Source organism: Mesorhizobium sp. Mes31 (assembly GCF_024519675.1).
GTDB lineage: Bacteria > Pseudomonadota > Alphaproteobacteria > Rhizobiales > Rhizobiaceae > Mesorhizobium.
Window position 1 is genome coordinate 223,435 of record NZ_JALJRL010000010.1, and the last position, 16,362, is coordinate 239,796.

Below are 16,362 nucleotides of genomic sequence, written 5' to 3' on the forward strand. Positions count from 1 at the left end.
TCAGACCGCCGTGCCGACCAGTGCGCCGATGCCGGCGGTGAGCGCCATGGCGAAGGCGCCCCAGAAGGTGACGCGCAGGGTTGCGCGAAGGATGTTGGCGCCGCCCGCGCTGGCGCCGATGGCGCCCAGCAAGGCGAGGAAAAGCAGGGACGCCACCGAGACCGCCAGCACCAGCATGGAGGCCGGCGACACCAGCACCATGAGCAGCGGCATCGCCGCGCCGACGCTGAAGGTCGCCGCCGAGGTCAGCGCCGCCTGGATCGGCCGCGCCGTGGTCATTTCGGAGATGCCGAGTTCATCATGGGCGTGCGCGGCCAGCGCATCCCTGGCCATGAGCTGATCGGCGACCTGGCGCGCCAGGCCCGTCTCCAGCCCGCGCTTGACGTAGATCTGCGCCAGTTCCTCGCGCTCGAATTCGGGCTGGGTCCTGAGTTCCTCGCGTTCGCGGGCGAGGTCAGCATTCTCGGTGTCCGACTGGGAGCTGACCGAGACGTATTCGCCGGCCGCCATCGACATGGCGCCCGCCACCAGGCCGGCTATGCCGGCGACCAGGACCTGCGACGTCGGCGCGGCGGCCGACGCCACGCCGACGATCAGGCTGGCGGTCGAGACGATGCCGTCATTGGCCCCCAGCACGGCGGCGCGCAGCCAGCCGATGCGCGACACCAGGTGGTTTTCGATATGCAGGCGGCTCATGCTTTTCTCCGGATCGTGCCTTCGAGTTTCGTGGCGGCGGCGACTGTATTGGAAATCGTGCCGTATTTGCGGACGTTCTTGTGCAGCAGTTCCAGCCGCTGGTCGGTTTCATCGGTGTCGACGACAAGCTCGTAGTCGATGGAGGCAATCCCGGGCGGGCTGTCGCGCCGAACGGCATGCAATGCGACCTTGACGCCGCGCAGTTTGAAACCGAGCATCGGGGTGACGCGCTCGATGCCCTTGATCATGCAGGCGCCAACGGCCGCCAGAAGCAGTTCGGCTGGATTGAAGGCATCGGCCCGGCCCTCGAGACAGGTGTCGAGAACAAGCGCGGCGTTCTTGGTCGTGGCCACGCTGCCTCGTGCATCGGTCCGTCTGGCTTCAACGCTGTATTCGAACATGGTGTCACCTGCTTCGCAGCCCGCCTTGGCGGGCGCCGTTCCGGTGTTTCTAGCCTCTTCTCGGGAGGCCGGTGTTGATCCAGGTCAGAATCCGGCCGCTCTGTTGCCGTTCACGTGCGCAGTACCCGGTAGATCGCGGGGATGACCAGCACCGTCAGCAGCGTCGAGGAGGCCAGGCCGAACAGCAGCGAGATCGCCAAACCCTGGAAGATCGGATCGGTCAGAATCACCGCCGCGCCGATCATGGCGGCAAGCGCGGTCAGCAGGATCGGCCTGAACCTGATCGCGCCAGCCTCGACCAGCCGCGCACCGCGCGCCGGTAGTATGGGGCGCCTCGCCTTGTCGCCTATGGCCAAGCCCTATCTGGACCTTATGTTGCCACAATCGGACAATGCGATGGAGCCAGCATCAGCGATGGATACAACAAGTTGAAGAGCACCGTGTTTCCTGCCGCCGTTGCGCTCGTCGGTATGACGGTACCGGCGTGGGCCGATGCGGCGTGCATGGCCAACATGGGACATTTTGAGCTCGGGCAATATGCCTGCCTGAAGGTCGGCGAGACGAGCCACCTGGCCCGCTGCGAGATGAACCTCAACATCTTGTCCTGGAACGAGGTTCTTGACCATTGCCCAGGTGACCCGGCGCCAGGACCCGCGCCGGCTACATCCGTCTGCCGTGCCAACGGCCAGTTCATCCCGGGGGGCGGGCTTGCCTGTCTCGTGGTGGCGGGCAGCACGTACCTGGCGCGCTGCGACACCGTGCTCAATGCTCCGTCCTGGACCAAGGTTCAGGACGGCTGCCCCGGCGCGCCGATGCCTGAAGTCATCCCCGATGCCCAGGTTCCGGGGTCAAAGCATCCGTTGTCAGGCCCTCGCCGCCTGCTTGAACGGCTGCGAGACGCGCTTTGACGTCAGCGACTTGCGAGATTGGCGTCGGCGACGAGCGACAGCCGCCACGCCCGTGCTACTCGGCTGGATCATTTGCGCGTCGATCCAAGTCAGCATTCAGCCGCATCTCTAGGTGCGCAGCACCCGGTAGATCGCCGGGATGACCAGCACCGTCAGCAACGTCGAGGAGGCCAGGCCGAACAGCAGCGAGATCGCCAGCCCCTGGAAGATCGGATCGGTCAGGATCACCGCCGCGCCGATCATGGCGGCAAGTGCTGTCAGCAGGATCGGCTTGAAGCGGATCGCGCCGGCCTCGATCAGGACCTCGCTCAACGGCCTGTCGGGCGACGCCGCGTGGCGGATGAAGTCGACCAGCAGGATCGAATTGCGCACGATGATGCCGGCCAGCGCGATGAAGCCGATCATCGAGGTGGCGGTGAACGGCGCGCCGAACAGCCAGTGTCCGCCGAGAATGCCGATGAAGGTCAGCGGGATCGGCGTCAGGATCACCAGCGGCACCTTGAACGAGCCGAACTGGGCGACGACCAGGATGTAGATGCCGAGCAGCGCGACGCCGAAGGCCGCCCCCATGTCGCGGAAGGTCACCCAGGTGACTTCCCATTCGCCGTCCCACAGAAGCGTCGGCCGGCTTTCATCCTCCGGCTGGCCATGCAGCGCGATGGCGGGTTTCTGCAGTCCGGTCCAGTCCTGCGCGTCGATGGCCTTGCTGACGGCGAGCATGCCGTAAAGCGGCGCCTCGAAGCTGCCGGCAAGCTCTGCCGTCACCGTTTCGGCGGCGCGGCCATTGTGCCTGAACACCGGGAACGAAGCGCGCTCCGGCGTCACCCGCACGACATCGCCGAGCTCGACCACGCCGCGGTCGCCGGGCAGGACATTCGCCGGAATGGGCGTGGTCAGGAAGCGCTCGTCGAGCGTCCTTTCGCCCTTCGGCCGCTCGATGCGGATCGGAATCGGCTGGCGGCCGCCGCCGCGATGCGAATAGCCGACGGTCTCGCCGCCATTGAGGATGGCGAGCGTGTCGAAGACGTCGCTTTCCTCGACATGGAAGAACTCCACATCGTCGGTGGAAATCGTGGTGCGCAGCCGGCGTGCCGGCTGTCCCCAGGAATTGTCGACGTCGACGATGAAGGGCACGGAGCGGAACGCCGTCTCGATCTTGGCGGCGACCTTGCGGCGCGTCTCGCCGTCGGGTCCGTAGACCTCGGCCAGCAGGGTTGCCAGCACCGGCGGACCGGGCGGCGGCTCGACGACCTTCAGGCTGGTGCCTTCCGGCACCGGGATCGTGGCGATGCGCTGGCGGACGTCGATCGCGATCTCGTGGCTGGAGCGGGTACGGTTCGCTTTCGGCAGCAGGTTGAGCGCAACGTCGCCTTGCTGCGGCTCGGTGCGCAGGATGGCATGGCGGACGAGGCCGTTGAAGTTGAAGGGCGCCGCCGTTGCGGCGTGTGTCTGGACCGATCGGACCTCCTTCAGCTCGAGAACCTTGGCGGCGACGGCCTGCGCCACCGCATCGGTCGCCTCGACGGAAGATCCTTCCGGCAGGTCGATGGTCACCGACAGTTCGGACTTGTTGTCGAAGGGCAGGAGCTTGACCGTGACATGCTCGGTGTAGAACAGCGCGAGCGAGCCGAGCGTCAGCACGCCGACGGCAAGCAGGAAGGCCCAACTCGCCTTCTTCGAGGCCAGGATCGGCCGGGCGACGGCGGTGTAGGCGCGGCCGAGCGGGCCGCCATTGCCATGATCCCGATGGGCATGCACCGGTGCCCGTCCGGCGAGTTTGAGCATCAGCCACGGCGTCACCGTCACCGCGACGAAGAAGGAGAAGATCATCGCCGCCGAGGCATTGGCCGGGATCGGGCTCATATAGGGGCCCATCATTCCCGAGACGAACAGCATCGGCAGCAGTGCGGCGACCACGGTCAAGGTGGCGACGATGGTCGGGTTGCCGACTTCGGCCACCGCCTCGATCGCCGCTTGCCGGCGATCGCGCCCGCCGCCCATGGCCCAGTGGCGCGAAATGTTCTCGATCACCACGATGGCGTCGTCGACGAGGATGCCGATGGAAAAGATCAGCGCGAACAGCGAGACGCGGTTCAGCGTGTAGCCCATGACGCGCGAGGCAAACAGCGTGAGCAGGATGGTGACCGGGATGACGACGGCCACGACCATGGCTTCGCGGCGGCCGATGGCGACCCAGACCAGCGCGATGATCGAGATCGTCGCCAGGCCGAGGTGGTAGAGGAGCTCATTGGCCTTGTCGTTGGCGGTTTCGCCGTAGTTGCGCGTCACGTCGATCGAGACATCGGCGGGGATCAGTCCGCCCTGCAGCAGGGCGACCCGGTGCAGGATGGCGTCGGCGACGGCGACCGCGTTGGAGCCGGCGCGCTTGGCAATGGCGAGCGTGACCGACGGCACGCGCTCGACGCCGGCGCCGGCCCTGGTGACCGTGGACACCAGCGCATCGCCGGTGTCGGTGGCGAAGGCGACGTCGGCGACGTCGCGGACATAGACGGGGCGGTTGTCGCGCGAGGTCAAGAGCAGGTTGCCGATCTGGTCGGGCGAGGCCAGCGTCTCGCCGGCGACGATGTCGATCTGCTCGCCCTGATCGCGCACGCGTCCGGCCGGAAAGGCCTTGTTGGCGCCGGACACCTTGGCCGCCAGCTGCTGCAGGGTGACGCCGTAAAGGGCGAGCTTTTCCGGGTTGGGATTGACGCGGATGATCTCTCCGGTGTCGCCGACCAGATAGGTCAGGCCTACATTGTCGATCTTGGCGATCTCGGTGCGCAGTTCGCGCGCGATGCGGGTGAGGTCGTTGGCCGTCATGCGCGCGGCCGCCTCCGGCTTCGGCGACAGCGTCAGCGTGACGATGGCGACGTCGTCGATGCCACGGCCGACGATCAGCGGCTCGGGCACGCCGACGGGAATGCGGTCCATGTTGGCGCGCACCTTGTCGTGGACGCGCAGCACGGCGGCGTCGGACGAGGTGCCGACGACGAAGCGGGCGGTGACCATGACCTGGTCGTCGCGGGTCTGCGAATAGACATGCTCGACGCCGTCGATGCCCTTGACGATCGTCTCCAGCGGCTCGGTGACCAGCTTGACGGCATCGTCGGCCTTCAGCCCGTCGGCGCGCACGGAGATGTCGACCATCGGCACCGATATCTGCGGCTCCTCCTCGCGCGGCAGCGTGAGCAGCGCCACCAGCCCGAAGGCGAAGGCGGCGACCAGGAACAGCGGCGTCAGCGGCGAGGCGATGAAGGCCCGCGTCAGCGCGCCGGCAATACCGAACGAGGCAGGACCTTTCATGGCGTGACCACGACATCGCCGGCCGCGAGGCCTGTCAGGATCTCGACATAGTCGCCATCGGCGCGCCTGGTCCGCTCGCCGGTGACCACCGCGCGTTCGGCCTGTGCGCCGCCGGTGGCGACGCGCACGAAATCGATACCCGAACGGGTCTGGATCGCCGACGCCGGCACCAACAGCGCGGAGCGCTCGGCGACCGGCAGCTCGACCAGGACTCGGGCATCGATGAAATCGGTATCGAGATTGTCGACCTCGACGTCGGCGATGACGCGGCCATTGTCGATCTGCGGATAGATCTTGGCGAGGCGACCGGCGGACTCCTTGCCGCCGGCATTGATGCGGATGGCGGCTCCCTGCTTCAGGGACGCCGCGTAACGCTCCGGAACGGCCAGCCGCAGGAACACGCCGCCGCCCCCGATGTTGGCCACCACTTCACCGGCCATGATGACCGCGCCGCGCGTCACCGGCACGGTCAGCACGCGGCCATCGCCGGGAGCAAAGACATCGCCCTCGGCGCCCTGCTGCACGATCACCGAACGCTGCGCCTCGGTCGCGGCAAGCTGGTTGCGCGCGACGTCGACCTCGGTGCGCAGCTGATCGAGGCGCTGCGCGGTCATGACGCCCTTGTCGACCAGCGTCTGGCCACGGGCGAGTTCGGACTGCGCCGTCTCCAGTTGTGCCTGCAGGGCGCGCAACTGGGCGTCCAGCGCGGCGACCTGAAAGGCGATCTTGTCGTCCTGGACGGTGGCGATCTTCTGCCCCGCCTTGACCAGCTCGCCCTCGGTGACGGCCAGGTCGACGATGAGCCCGCCGATGCGGGCGCGCGCCGGAACGGTGTCGCGCGCCTCGACACGGCCATAGACCGCTTTCCATTCGGTCACCGTCGTCGGCGCCAGCGTCAGCGTGCCGGCAAGCGCCGGAGAGGCCGCCAGCAACGCGGCGAACAAAAGAGGCATGCGCATGCGGATATTCCTTAGAATGCGCATCCCGGCTTGACGCCGAGCTTGCGGAAGACCATCGCCGCCGGGCAGAAGCCGGTGAACGCCGACTGCAGCATGTTGAGCCCGACGAAGACCGTCAGCCAGACAAACAGCGGCGAGACAAAGGCGGTGAGCAGGACGGACAGCAGCACCATGATGCCGGCGAAGGCGAGAACGGAACGGTCGAGGGACATCGTCATCTCCATTTGTATATGATCATATCTAAATATATGTATGTTATCGTTGGCCGCAAGAGGCGGCGCCAGATTTGCCGCCGGCGGCTTCGGGCCTTCGCCGCGCCCGCCAACCGCCGTCCGCAAGAAGGCCAGCCTCGGCGGCTTGCGCCGGTCAGGTTCCCGGGACATCCGCTGGCGCCTCGACCTTGATCTGCTTGAGCTTGTCGATGCCCAGCACCTGCAGCGCGAGGCGCTCGTAGAAGGGTTCGGACTTGCCGGTCCTGATCTTGTGCAGGAAGTACTTCTCGAAGCCGACCTTGGCGGTGTGCACCCATTTGCCGGAGGACGACCAGTTGACGTTGCGCGGCGGGATCTGCGGCTGCGCCACGAAGGCGACACCGGAATCGCCGAAATCGGCGAGGCAGACCGCATTCCACGTGCCCTGGGCGTCGGGCTGCTCGCCCTTCACCAGCCGGCCGATGTTGCGCGCCGTCGCCGTGACCATGGATTCGATCATGAAGCCGGTCTTGGGCACGCCCACCGGTACCGGCGTCTTGCCGATCGGCGGGATGGCGACGCAGACGCCGACCGCGAATATGTCGGGGAAGGCCGGGTTGCGCTGGTGCTTGTCGACGACGATGAAGCCGCGCGGATTGGTCAGGCCCTCGATGCCGCGCACCGCCGCCACGCCCCGGAAGGCCGGCAGCATCATGGCGTAGGCATGCGGCAATTCATGCGCCTGCCTGACCGACCCGTCGTCGGCGATTTCCTGGACGAACATCTTGCCCGGCTCGACCTTGTCGACCTTGGCGTTGCAGATCCACTTGATGTGATGCTGGCGCATCTCGCTCTCGAGCAGGCCCTTGGTGTCGCCGACGCCGTCGAGGCCGAGATGGCCGATATAGGGTTCGGAGGTGACGAAGGTCATGGGCACGCGGTCGCGCACCCTGGCGTCGCGAAGCGCCTTGTCGAGGATGAAGGTGAATTCGTAGGCAGGCCCGAAGCAGGACGCGCCCTGGACCGCGCCGATGACGACCGGACCCGGCTTGGCGACGAGCGCGTCGAAGGCCGTCCTGGCCTTGAGGGCGTGATCGATGTGGCAGACCGACTGGGTGTTGTGCTCCGGCCCGAGCCCCTCGATCTCGTCGAAAGCGAGTTCGGGGCCGGTGGCGATCACCAGATAGTCATAGGAGAGGGATGAGCCGTCGTTGAGTTCCACCGTGCGCTCGAGCGGGTGGACGCGCTTGGCTCCCTGCGGATGAAAACCGATGTTGCGCCGTGCCAGCACCGGAGCAAGGTCGATTTCGACCGCTTGCCTGTCGCGCCAGCCCACGGCGACCCAGGGGTTGGACGGCACGAATGAATAGTGGCTGCCATTGTTGACGACGGAAACCTGGTGTTCCCTGGCCAGTTCGTCGCGAAGTTCGTAGGCCATGATGGTGCCTCCAAGTCCGGCACCCAGGACGACAATATGCGCCATGCTCTTTCCTCCTTCGCGGCGTCGCCTTTGGCACAACGCCGACATTTCTCTTCCCACGCAGGAACCGGCACTGACTGATCATGCGCCATCCTGGCCGACCGCGACTTGATGCGGGTCAAACGAATGTGCTGGATTGAATCCCCCGCATATCGACCATCGGCTTGACAGGCGCCGGCGCCGGACTAATATTATTTGTAACTCTTAATATGATAATGTGTTCATATGCGCAATATAAAAATCACCGAACTGGACAAGCGGGCGCGTGAAGCGTCCGAACTGCTCGCGGCCATGGCCAATGAAAAGCGGCTGATGATCCTGTGCCATCTGCTGGACGGCGAGACGAGCGTCAATGAACTGGCCGAACTGGTCGCGATGAACCAGTCGGCGCTGTCGCAGCAGCTTTCGAAATTGCGGGCGCTCAAGCTCGTGGACACAAGGCGCGACGCCCAGCAGGTCTATTATCGGCTGGCCTCGGTGGAGGTCGAGCGCATCCTGCAGACGCTCTACGGCATCTATTGCGACCCGCAGACCAGGATTGCGAAGGCCGACAGCCGCTAGTTTACCAGCTCCGGCGTCGCGCCGAGTCTTCGGGCGACATTGGCCAGCGTGCTTGACCGCCGGCCTGTACTGGAATTCCTCCTGCTATTATTCGCAGAATGACGAGGATCCATTGGAGGGTGGGGTTGAACATCTGTTCGTCTGTCGCATATTCGACGCATCGGGGTATGATACGGGCGGGCGGGGAACTAAGTGCGAAGTGCTGCAGAGGAAGCCGATTCCATAGAGTCGCTGACAACGCCGGTTGCAGATCTGATGCCGGTCGACCGCGACCAGATGTTCGCATTGTACGAGACTTACTACGAAGCCGTCGAACGCAATGGTTTCGAGCGCGACCTCGCCGAGAAGGACGCCGTCGTGATCATCCGGCGCCACGGGACGATCATCGGTTTCTCGACATATCTCGTCAGGCAGCAGACCGTTGGCGCGGAGACCGTCAACTATCTCTTCTCCGGCGATACCGTTCTCCATTCGGCGCGCTGGGGCGACCCGGTACTGCTGCGCGGTTTTTTCCGCGCGGCGGGTGCCGCCAAGGCCAGGACCGGCGGCCGGCTTTTCTGGTTCCCCATCATTGGAGGACACAGGACATTTCGCATCCTGCCCAATTTCTTTCGTGAGTTCGTTCCCGCGATACATGGAGCGGCGGCGCCTCGGCTTGAAGCAATTCGCAACGCAATAGCCGCCGCCCGCTATGGCCATTGCTTCGATGCCGCCACAGGCTTGGTCGATTTCGGCCCATCGCAAGGTCATCTTCGGAAACAATGGGCCGATGTCGAGGAAACGGCCGCTCGAAATCGCTTTGCAGCCTTCTTTCTCAAGGCCAACCCTTCTTACTTCAGGGGCGTCGAACTCGCCTGCCTGGCTGAGTTCGACGCAAGCAATCTAAAGCGTTACGGCATCACGAGCTTTGCCGAGGGGCTGGCGGATGGTCGCTGAGGCATGGGCAAGGATCGCGGCCGCGACCGCGGCTGCGGAGGCTGGTTTCCGGGCGCGGCTCGGCGATGTCGAGGCCACGCAGCGCGCCGTCTTGCGGCGGCTTGTCGATGCCAATGCAACGACGGTGTTCGGCAGTGACCATAATTTCGCCAAGGCCAGTTCGGCGGAAGCCTTTCGCGATCTGGTGCCGATCGGCGACTACGAGGCCTTGTCGCCCTATATAGACCGGCTGATCGGCGGGGCCGAGAATGTGCTGACCGCAGAGCCGGTCCGGTTTCTCGAGCAGACCGGTGGCAGTTCCGGCGGTTCGAAATATATCCCTTATACCGACACGGGCCTGCAAGCTTTCACCGATTGCCTCTATCCCTGGCTGGCGGATTTGATCCGCCGCCGACCAGGGGTCACGCAGGGGCACAGCTATTTTTCGCTCAGCCCCATCGGCCGCGGCGCCGACGAACGCGTCGGTGCACACAGGCTGGGCAGCCCTGTGCCTTTCGCCTATTTCGGAGCCTTGCGCGATAGCCTGATCGAATTGTCCGCCGTGCCGATGGAACTGAGGCTGCTCACCGATTTCGCCGCTTGGCAAAGGCAAACCTGCCTCCGCCTCCTGGCGGCTGAAGACCTGGCGCTGATCTGGGTCTGGAGCCCGACTTACTTGACGGAAATCCTGCGTGCGATCCGACGCGATGCCGGTAGCCTGTTGCAGGAGCTGGCGGGAAGTCTGGGCGCCACGCAGCCGGCGCACGCCGTTCGCCGCCGCATTGCCACGCTCGAGGCCGCGCTTGGAGGGGCGGAGGAGAAGCTCACGGCGATCTGGCCTCGCCTCGATACGATCAGTTGCTGGACCGACGCCTCGAGCAGCGGATTTGCCGCCGAGTTGCAGGCGCAATTCCCCGAGGCATTCATCCAGTCGAAAGGTCTGATGTCCACCGAAGCCGCCGTTTCTTTTCCCCATGGCGACGGCGCCGGCTGCATCATGGCTTCGCAAAGCGGGTTCTTTGAGTTTGTCGACGACAACGCCGGCAGCCTGTTCGCCTGGCAGCTGGAGGCTGGCCAGTCCTACCGGATGATCGTCACCACCGGCTCGGGTCTGTATCGCTACGATACGCGCGACATGGTGGAGGTCACCGGTTTCACCGGCGACACGCCACGCCTGCGTTTCATTGGTCGCGCCGGCATGGTTTCCGATCTCTGCGGCGAGAAGCTCACGGAGGCGTTTGTCGTGCGCTGCCTCGACGAAGTCGGCGTTGACCGTCGGACGTATGCGCTGCTGGTGGCGGTGGCGACGCCACACCCGCACTACCGGCTTTTCGTCGAAGCCGATGCCGCCGGGCAGGCCGTCGAGTTGACAGGCGAGAGCCTGGACCGCGCACTCGGAGCCAATCCGCAGTATGAATATGCCCGGCGCATCGGCCAGTTGGGGCCGCTACGGGCGGCTGGCATCGACGACCTTTATGGCAGGCTGAAGCGCCACCGCATGGAACGCGGCACGAGCATTGCCGGCATGAAGCCGCCAATCCTGCTCAGGCAATCAGACGCGGCGCTTCTCGCGGCACTCGATGACCGTGACGCGGGGCTTTAGGATCATGCTCCATCCCCTTGTCTCGGAATCGAAATTCCTGGGTTGCCATGTTGCCGTGCGGAAATGGGTTGCGCGACCGTCCTGCTCAGGCCGTCAGGCGCAAGGTCAACGCGTCGAGGCCACGGATGGAGGAATTGTCCATCCATTGCCAGGCGACCGGCTCGATGGTTTTCCAACGGCCCAGCGCCGCTTCCAGAACCGCGACGCCTTCCATCTCCGCCAGCGCCCTGCCAATGCAGACATGCGCGCCCCGACCAAAGGCGAGGTTCTGCCTGGCACGGCCGAGATCGAAACGCGACGCGTCGGGAAACTGGGCTGGATCCCGATTGGCCGCGCCAATCAGCAGCACCACCAATTGGTCCTTTGCGATCTCATGGCCAGCAATGGCCGTGGGCTCCAGCGGCCAGCGGCAGATTTTCTGCACCGGGCTTTCCAGCCGCAGCGTTTCGGCAACGGCGTTGGCCGCAAGCCCGCGGTCAGCCCGCAGCGCCGACCACTGGGCGGGCTGGTGAGCGAGATGGAACAGCAGGTTGCCGATGAGATGCACGGTTGTCTCGTGACCGGCGAAGGCCAGGAAGGCGATGTTGCGGCCGGCAGCCGTCAGCCCCAGTGCATCGACGAGGCCCGGCAGCCCCGTCAGAAGCGGCGGCATCCGGCCGGCGGCGAGCAGATGGCGCAGATGCTCGACAAAGTAGTCGGACATTTCGTCGGCAGGGTTTGGGCGACCGCCAAAGGCGTCGTCGAAGCCTGCATCGAGAATGCTACGGATCGGACCCGACCATGCCCGGATCATGGGCATGTCCTCGCCTGGCACGCCAAGCAGCCGACAGATGATGCGTTCTGGCACCGCGCGCGTGAAGGCGGTCACGACGTCGACGTTGCCGGACAGTTCGGCATCGCCAAGGAGCTCCTCGACCGCTTCAGCGACCACGGGACGCAAAACCGCGGTGCCCTTGCCGACAAAGGGTTGCTGCAAGGCCTGGCGGAGGGCCGAATGAGCAGCGCCCTCCTGATACATCAGCCAGTCGCGCATCGCCGAATGCGGCTCCGCCACCTCGCCGCCCGGGGGCAGGTGCGACAGCTTGCGGTTGACAAGGCTGCTGGAAACGAGATCGTATCCAGTGACGTAGACATCACCCCATGGCGCCTGCCAAACGGGGGCTTGCCGGCGCATTTCATCATGGATCGCATAGGTATTCGCGGCGCCCTTGAAGGCCCCCGCGCGAACCCCTTGCCAGGGGTGCTCAACGGCCCCGGACGCAGTCGTAGAGAATGGCTCGCTATGCATCGTCTTTCGAAAAATCCCGTGTCGTCAGGCATGCCCTGCGCGCGCCAGCTTACCGAGGCCCGGCCATGACCGTCGACCAGGGGCCGATCTACTATCTCTGTACGCACCGACACGCTTACACGATGGGCGTGCTGCTTGGCTATTACGACCATGGGCTTGGCGACCTTGTGCGGATCATTCCCTACGAATTGGCCGACAAGCTCGGCTCCGTCGCTCCCGGCGCCTTCATCTTCACGGATTTCGAAAGGCTGTCTCCTGCCGAATTGCAGGCCGCTGCCGCGTTGCACGACCGTATCGCGTCTCTTGATCGCCACCTTACGTTGCTCAACAATCCCACGATTGTGCCGCGTCGCTTTGAGTTGCTGAAGCGGCTGAAGGCTGCCGGTCTCAACGATTTCGACGTGCATCGCCTGCACCAGCGTGAGTCACTCCGCCGATTTCCGGTTTTCGTGCGCTGGGAAAGCCAGCATGAGCCGCCACTGACCGGGTTGATCGACAGCGCGGACGCGCTGGAGCGCGCGATTGCCAGGATGCCCGTCCATGTCCGCCAGGACCCGGATCTGATGATTGTCGAATATGGCGCGGCACCATCGGCCGATGGCCGGTTTCGCAAGTACTCGGCCTACAAGGTGGGGCCGACGATCTATCCGCAGCACTGCTTCATCAATGAGAGTTGGTACATCAAGTTTCCCAGCACCCGCTTCACCGAGGCGGACAGGGCGGAGAGCCGTGCCTATGTGAACGACAATCCGCATGCCGCGCAGATCGAGCGTGTCTTCACGCTGGCCGGCATTGACTATGGTCGCATCGATTATGGCATCGTCGACGGCCGCATCCAGACCTTCGAGATCAACAACAATCCGACCGTTCTGACCCGGCCACCCGGGTGGGAAGCCGGCGCGGATTACAGCCGCTACGCCGAGATGCATGCGCAGGCGCTGCGCGGCATCCTGCGGTCAGCCTCCGGCCCACCCTTGCACCTCGGCAACGGCACCATGAGCGTCGACGCGGTCCATGCCGATGCCATGCGCGCAGTGCGACAGCGCATGGCAAAGTTTTCCCTGCGGCGTCGCCTGTCGCTTCGGCCGCTCAAGAAGCGGCTGGCTCGCGTTTTCGGCCGTGGGTGAAGGAGGATTGGCGCACCGTCCTCCTCAACTGGGGATGACAGCCTAGCGAACCACGAGAACCGGGATTTCGGTGAAGGACAGCACCTCGGCGGTCTGGCTGCCCAAAAGCAGCCTTCCCAGCCCACGGCGCCCGTGCGAGGCCATCACGATCAGATCGCAGCCTTGCGCCCGCGACAATTCCAGGATCGCTTCGGCGGGCTTTCTGTTTTCGATATGCAGGACCTTGGCGCTCACGCCAGCCAGGTCCGCCGACGCCTTGCATTTGTCGAGCACTTCCTTGGCGTATTGCCGGCCGCCTTCCTGATAGGCGGCGAATTCATCGCCGGCGGCATAGCCGGCCATGGCGCCGCCCCAGGCGAAGATCGGGAACGGCTCGGTGATGTTGACGAAGGTGACGGCGGCGCCGAGGCGGCTGGCCAGCGCCACGCCGTGGGCAACGCCCTTGTCGGCCAGTTCCGATCCGTCCGTGGCAATCAGCAGATGTGTGTACATGATGATTTGACCTGTTGCGAAAGGGCCGTGCGACGACGCGCCCTTTTGATGGCGGGAGCCTGATGGAGGCTGACTTCGATATAGGTCCGCTATCAGCTTGATCACAGGGCCAGCTTGACGCGGATCAAGGCCAGACGAGAGAGGTAACGCTTTGTTGTCATTGAGGGCCTATCGAGGAGGCGATGCGGCGAAAGCCCCACGCAAAAGGAAAGGCGCGCAATGGGTTCGCCCTGGTCCGAATTGCTGGCCAATCTCGCGGTCGTCGCGATGTTCGTCTCGGTCTGGATCCACACGCATGTGTGGCTGGATCGCAAGCCGGCGGCGATAAGGGCGGCCGCCTTCGGCCTGCTGATGGGCGCCGGCGCCATCATCCTGATGCTGACGCCGATGCATCTCCAGCCCGGTGTCTTTGTCGACCTGAGGGCGACGATGATAGCCGTTGCCGGCTTCTTCGGCGGCCCGGTCGCCGGCATCATCGCCGGAGTCATGGCCGGTGCCTACCGGTTTTTCCAGGGCGGTGTTGGCGCGTTCGCCGGTGCCGTGGGGATCGCGGCCGCCATGCTGATCGGTGTTGTCGGCAACCTTGCCCTGAGGGGCCGCTCGCCGACCATGGCGGACATCATGATTCTGGGGGCGGCAACCGCGGCCGGATCGCTGATTGGCCTCAGCGTGCTGCCGCAATCCGTCCTGCAGATCGTTCTGCCAAAAGTGACGCTCCCATCCACCCTGCTCATCTTCGTCTCGGTCGCGGTCTCGGGGCTCGCGCTCTATCAGGAAGGGCGTCGCCTCGAGGCGCTGCATTCCAAGCGCATCTTCAAGGCCGTGGTGGAGGCGCTGCCCGACTGCCTCAACGTCAAGGACCTCGATGGGCGGTTCATCGTCGCGAATCCGGCAACGGCCGAGCTGATGCATGCAACGGATGCCAAGGCGCTGATCGGCAAGACGGATTTCGATTTCTACCCGCGGGAAACGGCGCAGAAATTCCACCAGGACGAGCTCGCCATTCTCGCATCGGGCGTGCCGTCCACCATCGAGCAGCACCTTCATCATGACGATGGGACCGACGGCTGGCTGGCGACGTTGAAAGCGCCCTTCAGGGACAAGACCGGGGCGATCGTCGGCCTGATCACGCACAATCGCGACATCACCGCGCGCAGGCAACTGGAGACCGAGCTGGCCGAAAGCCGCATGAGACTGGCGGATGCCCTGGCGCACATGGCCGATGGCCTGGTGATGTTCGACCAGGATGGCAAGCTGGTGCTCTGCAACGCCCGCTACAGGGCCATGTTTCCACTGACGGCCGATCTGCGGGTGCAGGGCGCCGACTATCGCGATATCCTGCGCGCCTCGGTCGCGCGCGGCGAACAGATCGTGCCGCAGGGCACGGTCGAGGACTGGATGGGCAGCATCGTGGCGACGCAGATGCAAGCCAGCACGCGCCAGGTCCGGCTCGCCGACGGGCGCTGGCTCGACGTCCGGACCAGGCCGACCGGCGATGGCGGAAGCCTGAGCCTTTTTTCCGACATCACCGAGGCAAAGCACATCGAGGCCGAACTGCTGGTGGCCAACGAAAAGCTGAACCTGCTGGCGCACCGCGACGGGCTGACCGAGCTGTTGACGCGCCGGGCCTTCGATGAAGCGCTGGCGCTTGAATTCGCCCGCGGGAAGCGGGGCGCGACACCGCTCAGCCTGCTCTTCATCGACGTCGACTGGTTCAAGCGGTTCAATGACCACTACGGCCATCCGGCGGGTGACGAATGCCTGCGCGCCGTCGCCGGCTGCATCAAGGCCACGGCCCAGCGGCCGACCGATTCGGCGGCCCGCTATGGCGGAGAGGAGTTCGCGCTCATCCTGCCTGAAACCGACGCGCGAGGCGCATTCGTCATCGCCGAAAACCTCAGGGGCAAGGTGCGCGACCTCGGGCTCACCCATGCCGGCAGCGAAAAGGGCATCGTCACGGTCAGCATCGGGGTCGGGACTTTCGATCCGGACAGCGCCCCGATCGAGATCGCCGATCTGCTCAGGCGCGCCGACGAGGCTCTCTATGGCGCCAAGGCGGCGGGGCGGGACAGGGTCCACGGCTGGCGCCCGCATCTCAGCAAGCCACACTCCAGCGGTGGGCGGCGCCGGCTCTGAACCGACACGGGGCTCGGCCTTCCGATCGCGGCTTCCGGTAAGGGACAACCCGCACGGGAATCCAAAAATCCGACAATTCCGATAATTTGCCCCGGCAGCTCTGTTATATCGATGTTGCACAAATGGTTGACCCTGGGTTAGCATCCCCGCGCAGGCGTCGATGGGAGGCTCTTTTTTACAGCGGCGGCCAGCTGGAGCGGCATGCGTTGTCTAGCGCAGGGAGGATGCTCCAACACTTTGAACCGACGCATGATCCTCCTGAAACCGGTCCCGGTTTTCGGGGTCGTGCGTTCTTGTGG

General features: G+C 65.0%; 14 protein-coding genes and 1 pseudogene. 6 read left to right on the forward strand and 9 right to left on the reverse strand.

Annotation, left to right across the window (positions count from 1 at the left end):
* The 3 genes and pseudogenes from NR193_RS18955 to NR193_RS18965 form a co-directional block, all read right to left on the reverse strand.
* Complete coding sequence (locus tag NR193_RS18955; protein WP_256752301.1) at positions 1–696, reverse strand: VIT family protein; 696 nt, start codon at positions 694–696, stop codon at positions 1–3.
* Positions 693–1,097, reverse strand: coding sequence for an OsmC family protein (locus tag NR193_RS18960; RefSeq protein ID WP_256752302.1), 405 nt, complete (start codon positions 1,095–1,097; stop codon positions 693–695). The genes NR193_RS18955 and NR193_RS18960 overlap by 4 nt, the downstream gene beginning before the upstream one ends.
* Positions 1,098–1,207: 110 nt before the next feature.
* Positions 1,208–1,399, reverse strand: a pseudogene (locus tag NR193_RS18965) (efflux RND transporter permease subunit); the annotation flags it as partial.
* 126 nt (positions 1,400–1,525) lie between these two features.
* On the opposite strand from NR193_RS18965, the gene NR193_RS18970 reads away from it, so the two are divergent.
* A complete protein-coding gene (locus NR193_RS18970) occupies positions 1,526–2,005 on the forward strand; it encodes a hypothetical protein (RefSeq protein WP_256752304.1) in 480 nt (159 codons plus the stop codon).
* Between the two features lie 108 nt (positions 2,006–2,113).
* On the opposite strand, the gene NR193_RS18975 is transcribed toward NR193_RS18970, so the two are convergent.
* From NR193_RS18975 to NR193_RS18990, 4 genes are all read right to left on the reverse strand, one after another.
* Positions 2,114–5,311 carry an efflux RND transporter permease subunit gene (locus NR193_RS18975; RefSeq protein ID WP_256752305.1) on the reverse strand — a complete coding sequence of 1,066 codons (3,198 nt, stop codon included), beginning with the start codon at positions 5,309–5,311 and terminating at the stop codon, positions 2,114–2,116.
* Positions 5,308–6,270, reverse strand: coding sequence for an efflux RND transporter periplasmic adaptor subunit (locus NR193_RS18980; protein WP_256752306.1), 963 nt, complete (start codon positions 6,268–6,270; stop codon positions 5,308–5,310). The genes NR193_RS18975 and NR193_RS18980 overlap by 4 nt, the downstream gene beginning before the upstream one ends.
* An 11-nt stretch (positions 6,271–6,281) precedes the next feature.
* On the reverse strand, positions 6,282–6,482 hold the full coding sequence (locus NR193_RS18985) for a DUF2892 domain-containing protein (protein ID WP_256752307.1): 201 nt from the start codon (positions 6,480–6,482) through the stop codon (positions 6,282–6,284).
* A 154-nt stretch (positions 6,483–6,636) separates the two neighbouring features.
* On the reverse strand, positions 6,637–7,944 hold the full coding sequence (locus NR193_RS18990; RefSeq protein ID WP_256752308.1) for an NAD(P)/FAD-dependent oxidoreductase: 1,308 nt from the start codon (positions 7,942–7,944) through the stop codon (positions 6,637–6,639).
* Between the two features lie 222 nt (positions 7,945–8,166).
* Here NR193_RS18990 and NR193_RS18995 point away from each other — a divergent pair, with 222 nt between their 5' ends.
* The 3 genes from NR193_RS18995 (at position 8,167) to NR193_RS19005 (ending at position 11,020) form a co-directional block, all read left to right on the forward strand.
* Positions 8,167–8,502 (forward strand): metalloregulator ArsR/SmtB family transcription factor, encoded by a 336-nt coding sequence (locus tag NR193_RS18995; protein WP_256752309.1) that lies wholly within the window; start codon positions 8,167–8,169, stop codon positions 8,500–8,502.
* A 192-nt stretch (positions 8,503–8,694) separates the two neighbouring features.
* Positions 8,695–9,438 (forward strand): hypothetical protein, encoded by a 744-nt coding sequence (locus NR193_RS19000; protein ID WP_256752310.1) that lies wholly within the window; start codon positions 8,695–8,697, stop codon positions 9,436–9,438.
* On the forward strand, positions 9,428–11,020 hold the full coding sequence (locus NR193_RS19005; protein WP_256752311.1) for a GH3 auxin-responsive promoter family protein: 1,593 nt from the start codon (positions 9,428–9,430) through the stop codon (positions 11,018–11,020). Before NR193_RS19000 ends, NR193_RS19005 begins: the two co-directional genes overlap by 11 nt.
* 85 nt (positions 11,021–11,105) lie before the next feature.
* Here the strand turns inward: NR193_RS19005 and NR193_RS19010 are convergent, their stop codons facing one another.
* Positions 11,106–12,194: a cytochrome P450 gene (locus tag NR193_RS19010; RefSeq protein ID WP_256752312.1), complete on the reverse strand. Its 1,089-nt coding sequence runs from the start codon at positions 12,192–12,194 to the stop codon at positions 11,106–11,108.
* 179 nt (positions 12,195–12,373) lie between these two features.
* On the opposite strand from NR193_RS19010, the gene NR193_RS19015 reads away from it, so the two are divergent.
* A complete protein-coding gene (locus NR193_RS19015; protein ID WP_256752313.1) occupies positions 12,374–13,435 on the forward strand; it encodes a hypothetical protein in 1,062 nt (353 codons plus the stop codon).
* Positions 13,436–13,477: 42 nt separating this feature from the next.
* On the opposite strand, the gene NR193_RS19020 is transcribed toward NR193_RS19015, so the two are convergent.
* Positions 13,478–13,927 (reverse strand): universal stress protein, encoded by a 450-nt coding sequence (locus tag NR193_RS19020; protein WP_256752314.1) that lies wholly within the window; start codon positions 13,925–13,927, stop codon positions 13,478–13,480.
* 219 nt (positions 13,928–14,146) lie between these two features.
* Here NR193_RS19020 and NR193_RS19025 point away from each other — a divergent pair, with 219 nt between their 5' ends.
* Entirely contained in the window at positions 14,147–16,063 is a 1,917-nt protein-coding gene (locus NR193_RS19025; RefSeq protein ID WP_256752315.1) for a diguanylate cyclase, read from the forward strand.
* Positions 16,064–16,362: the final 299 nt, after the last annotated feature.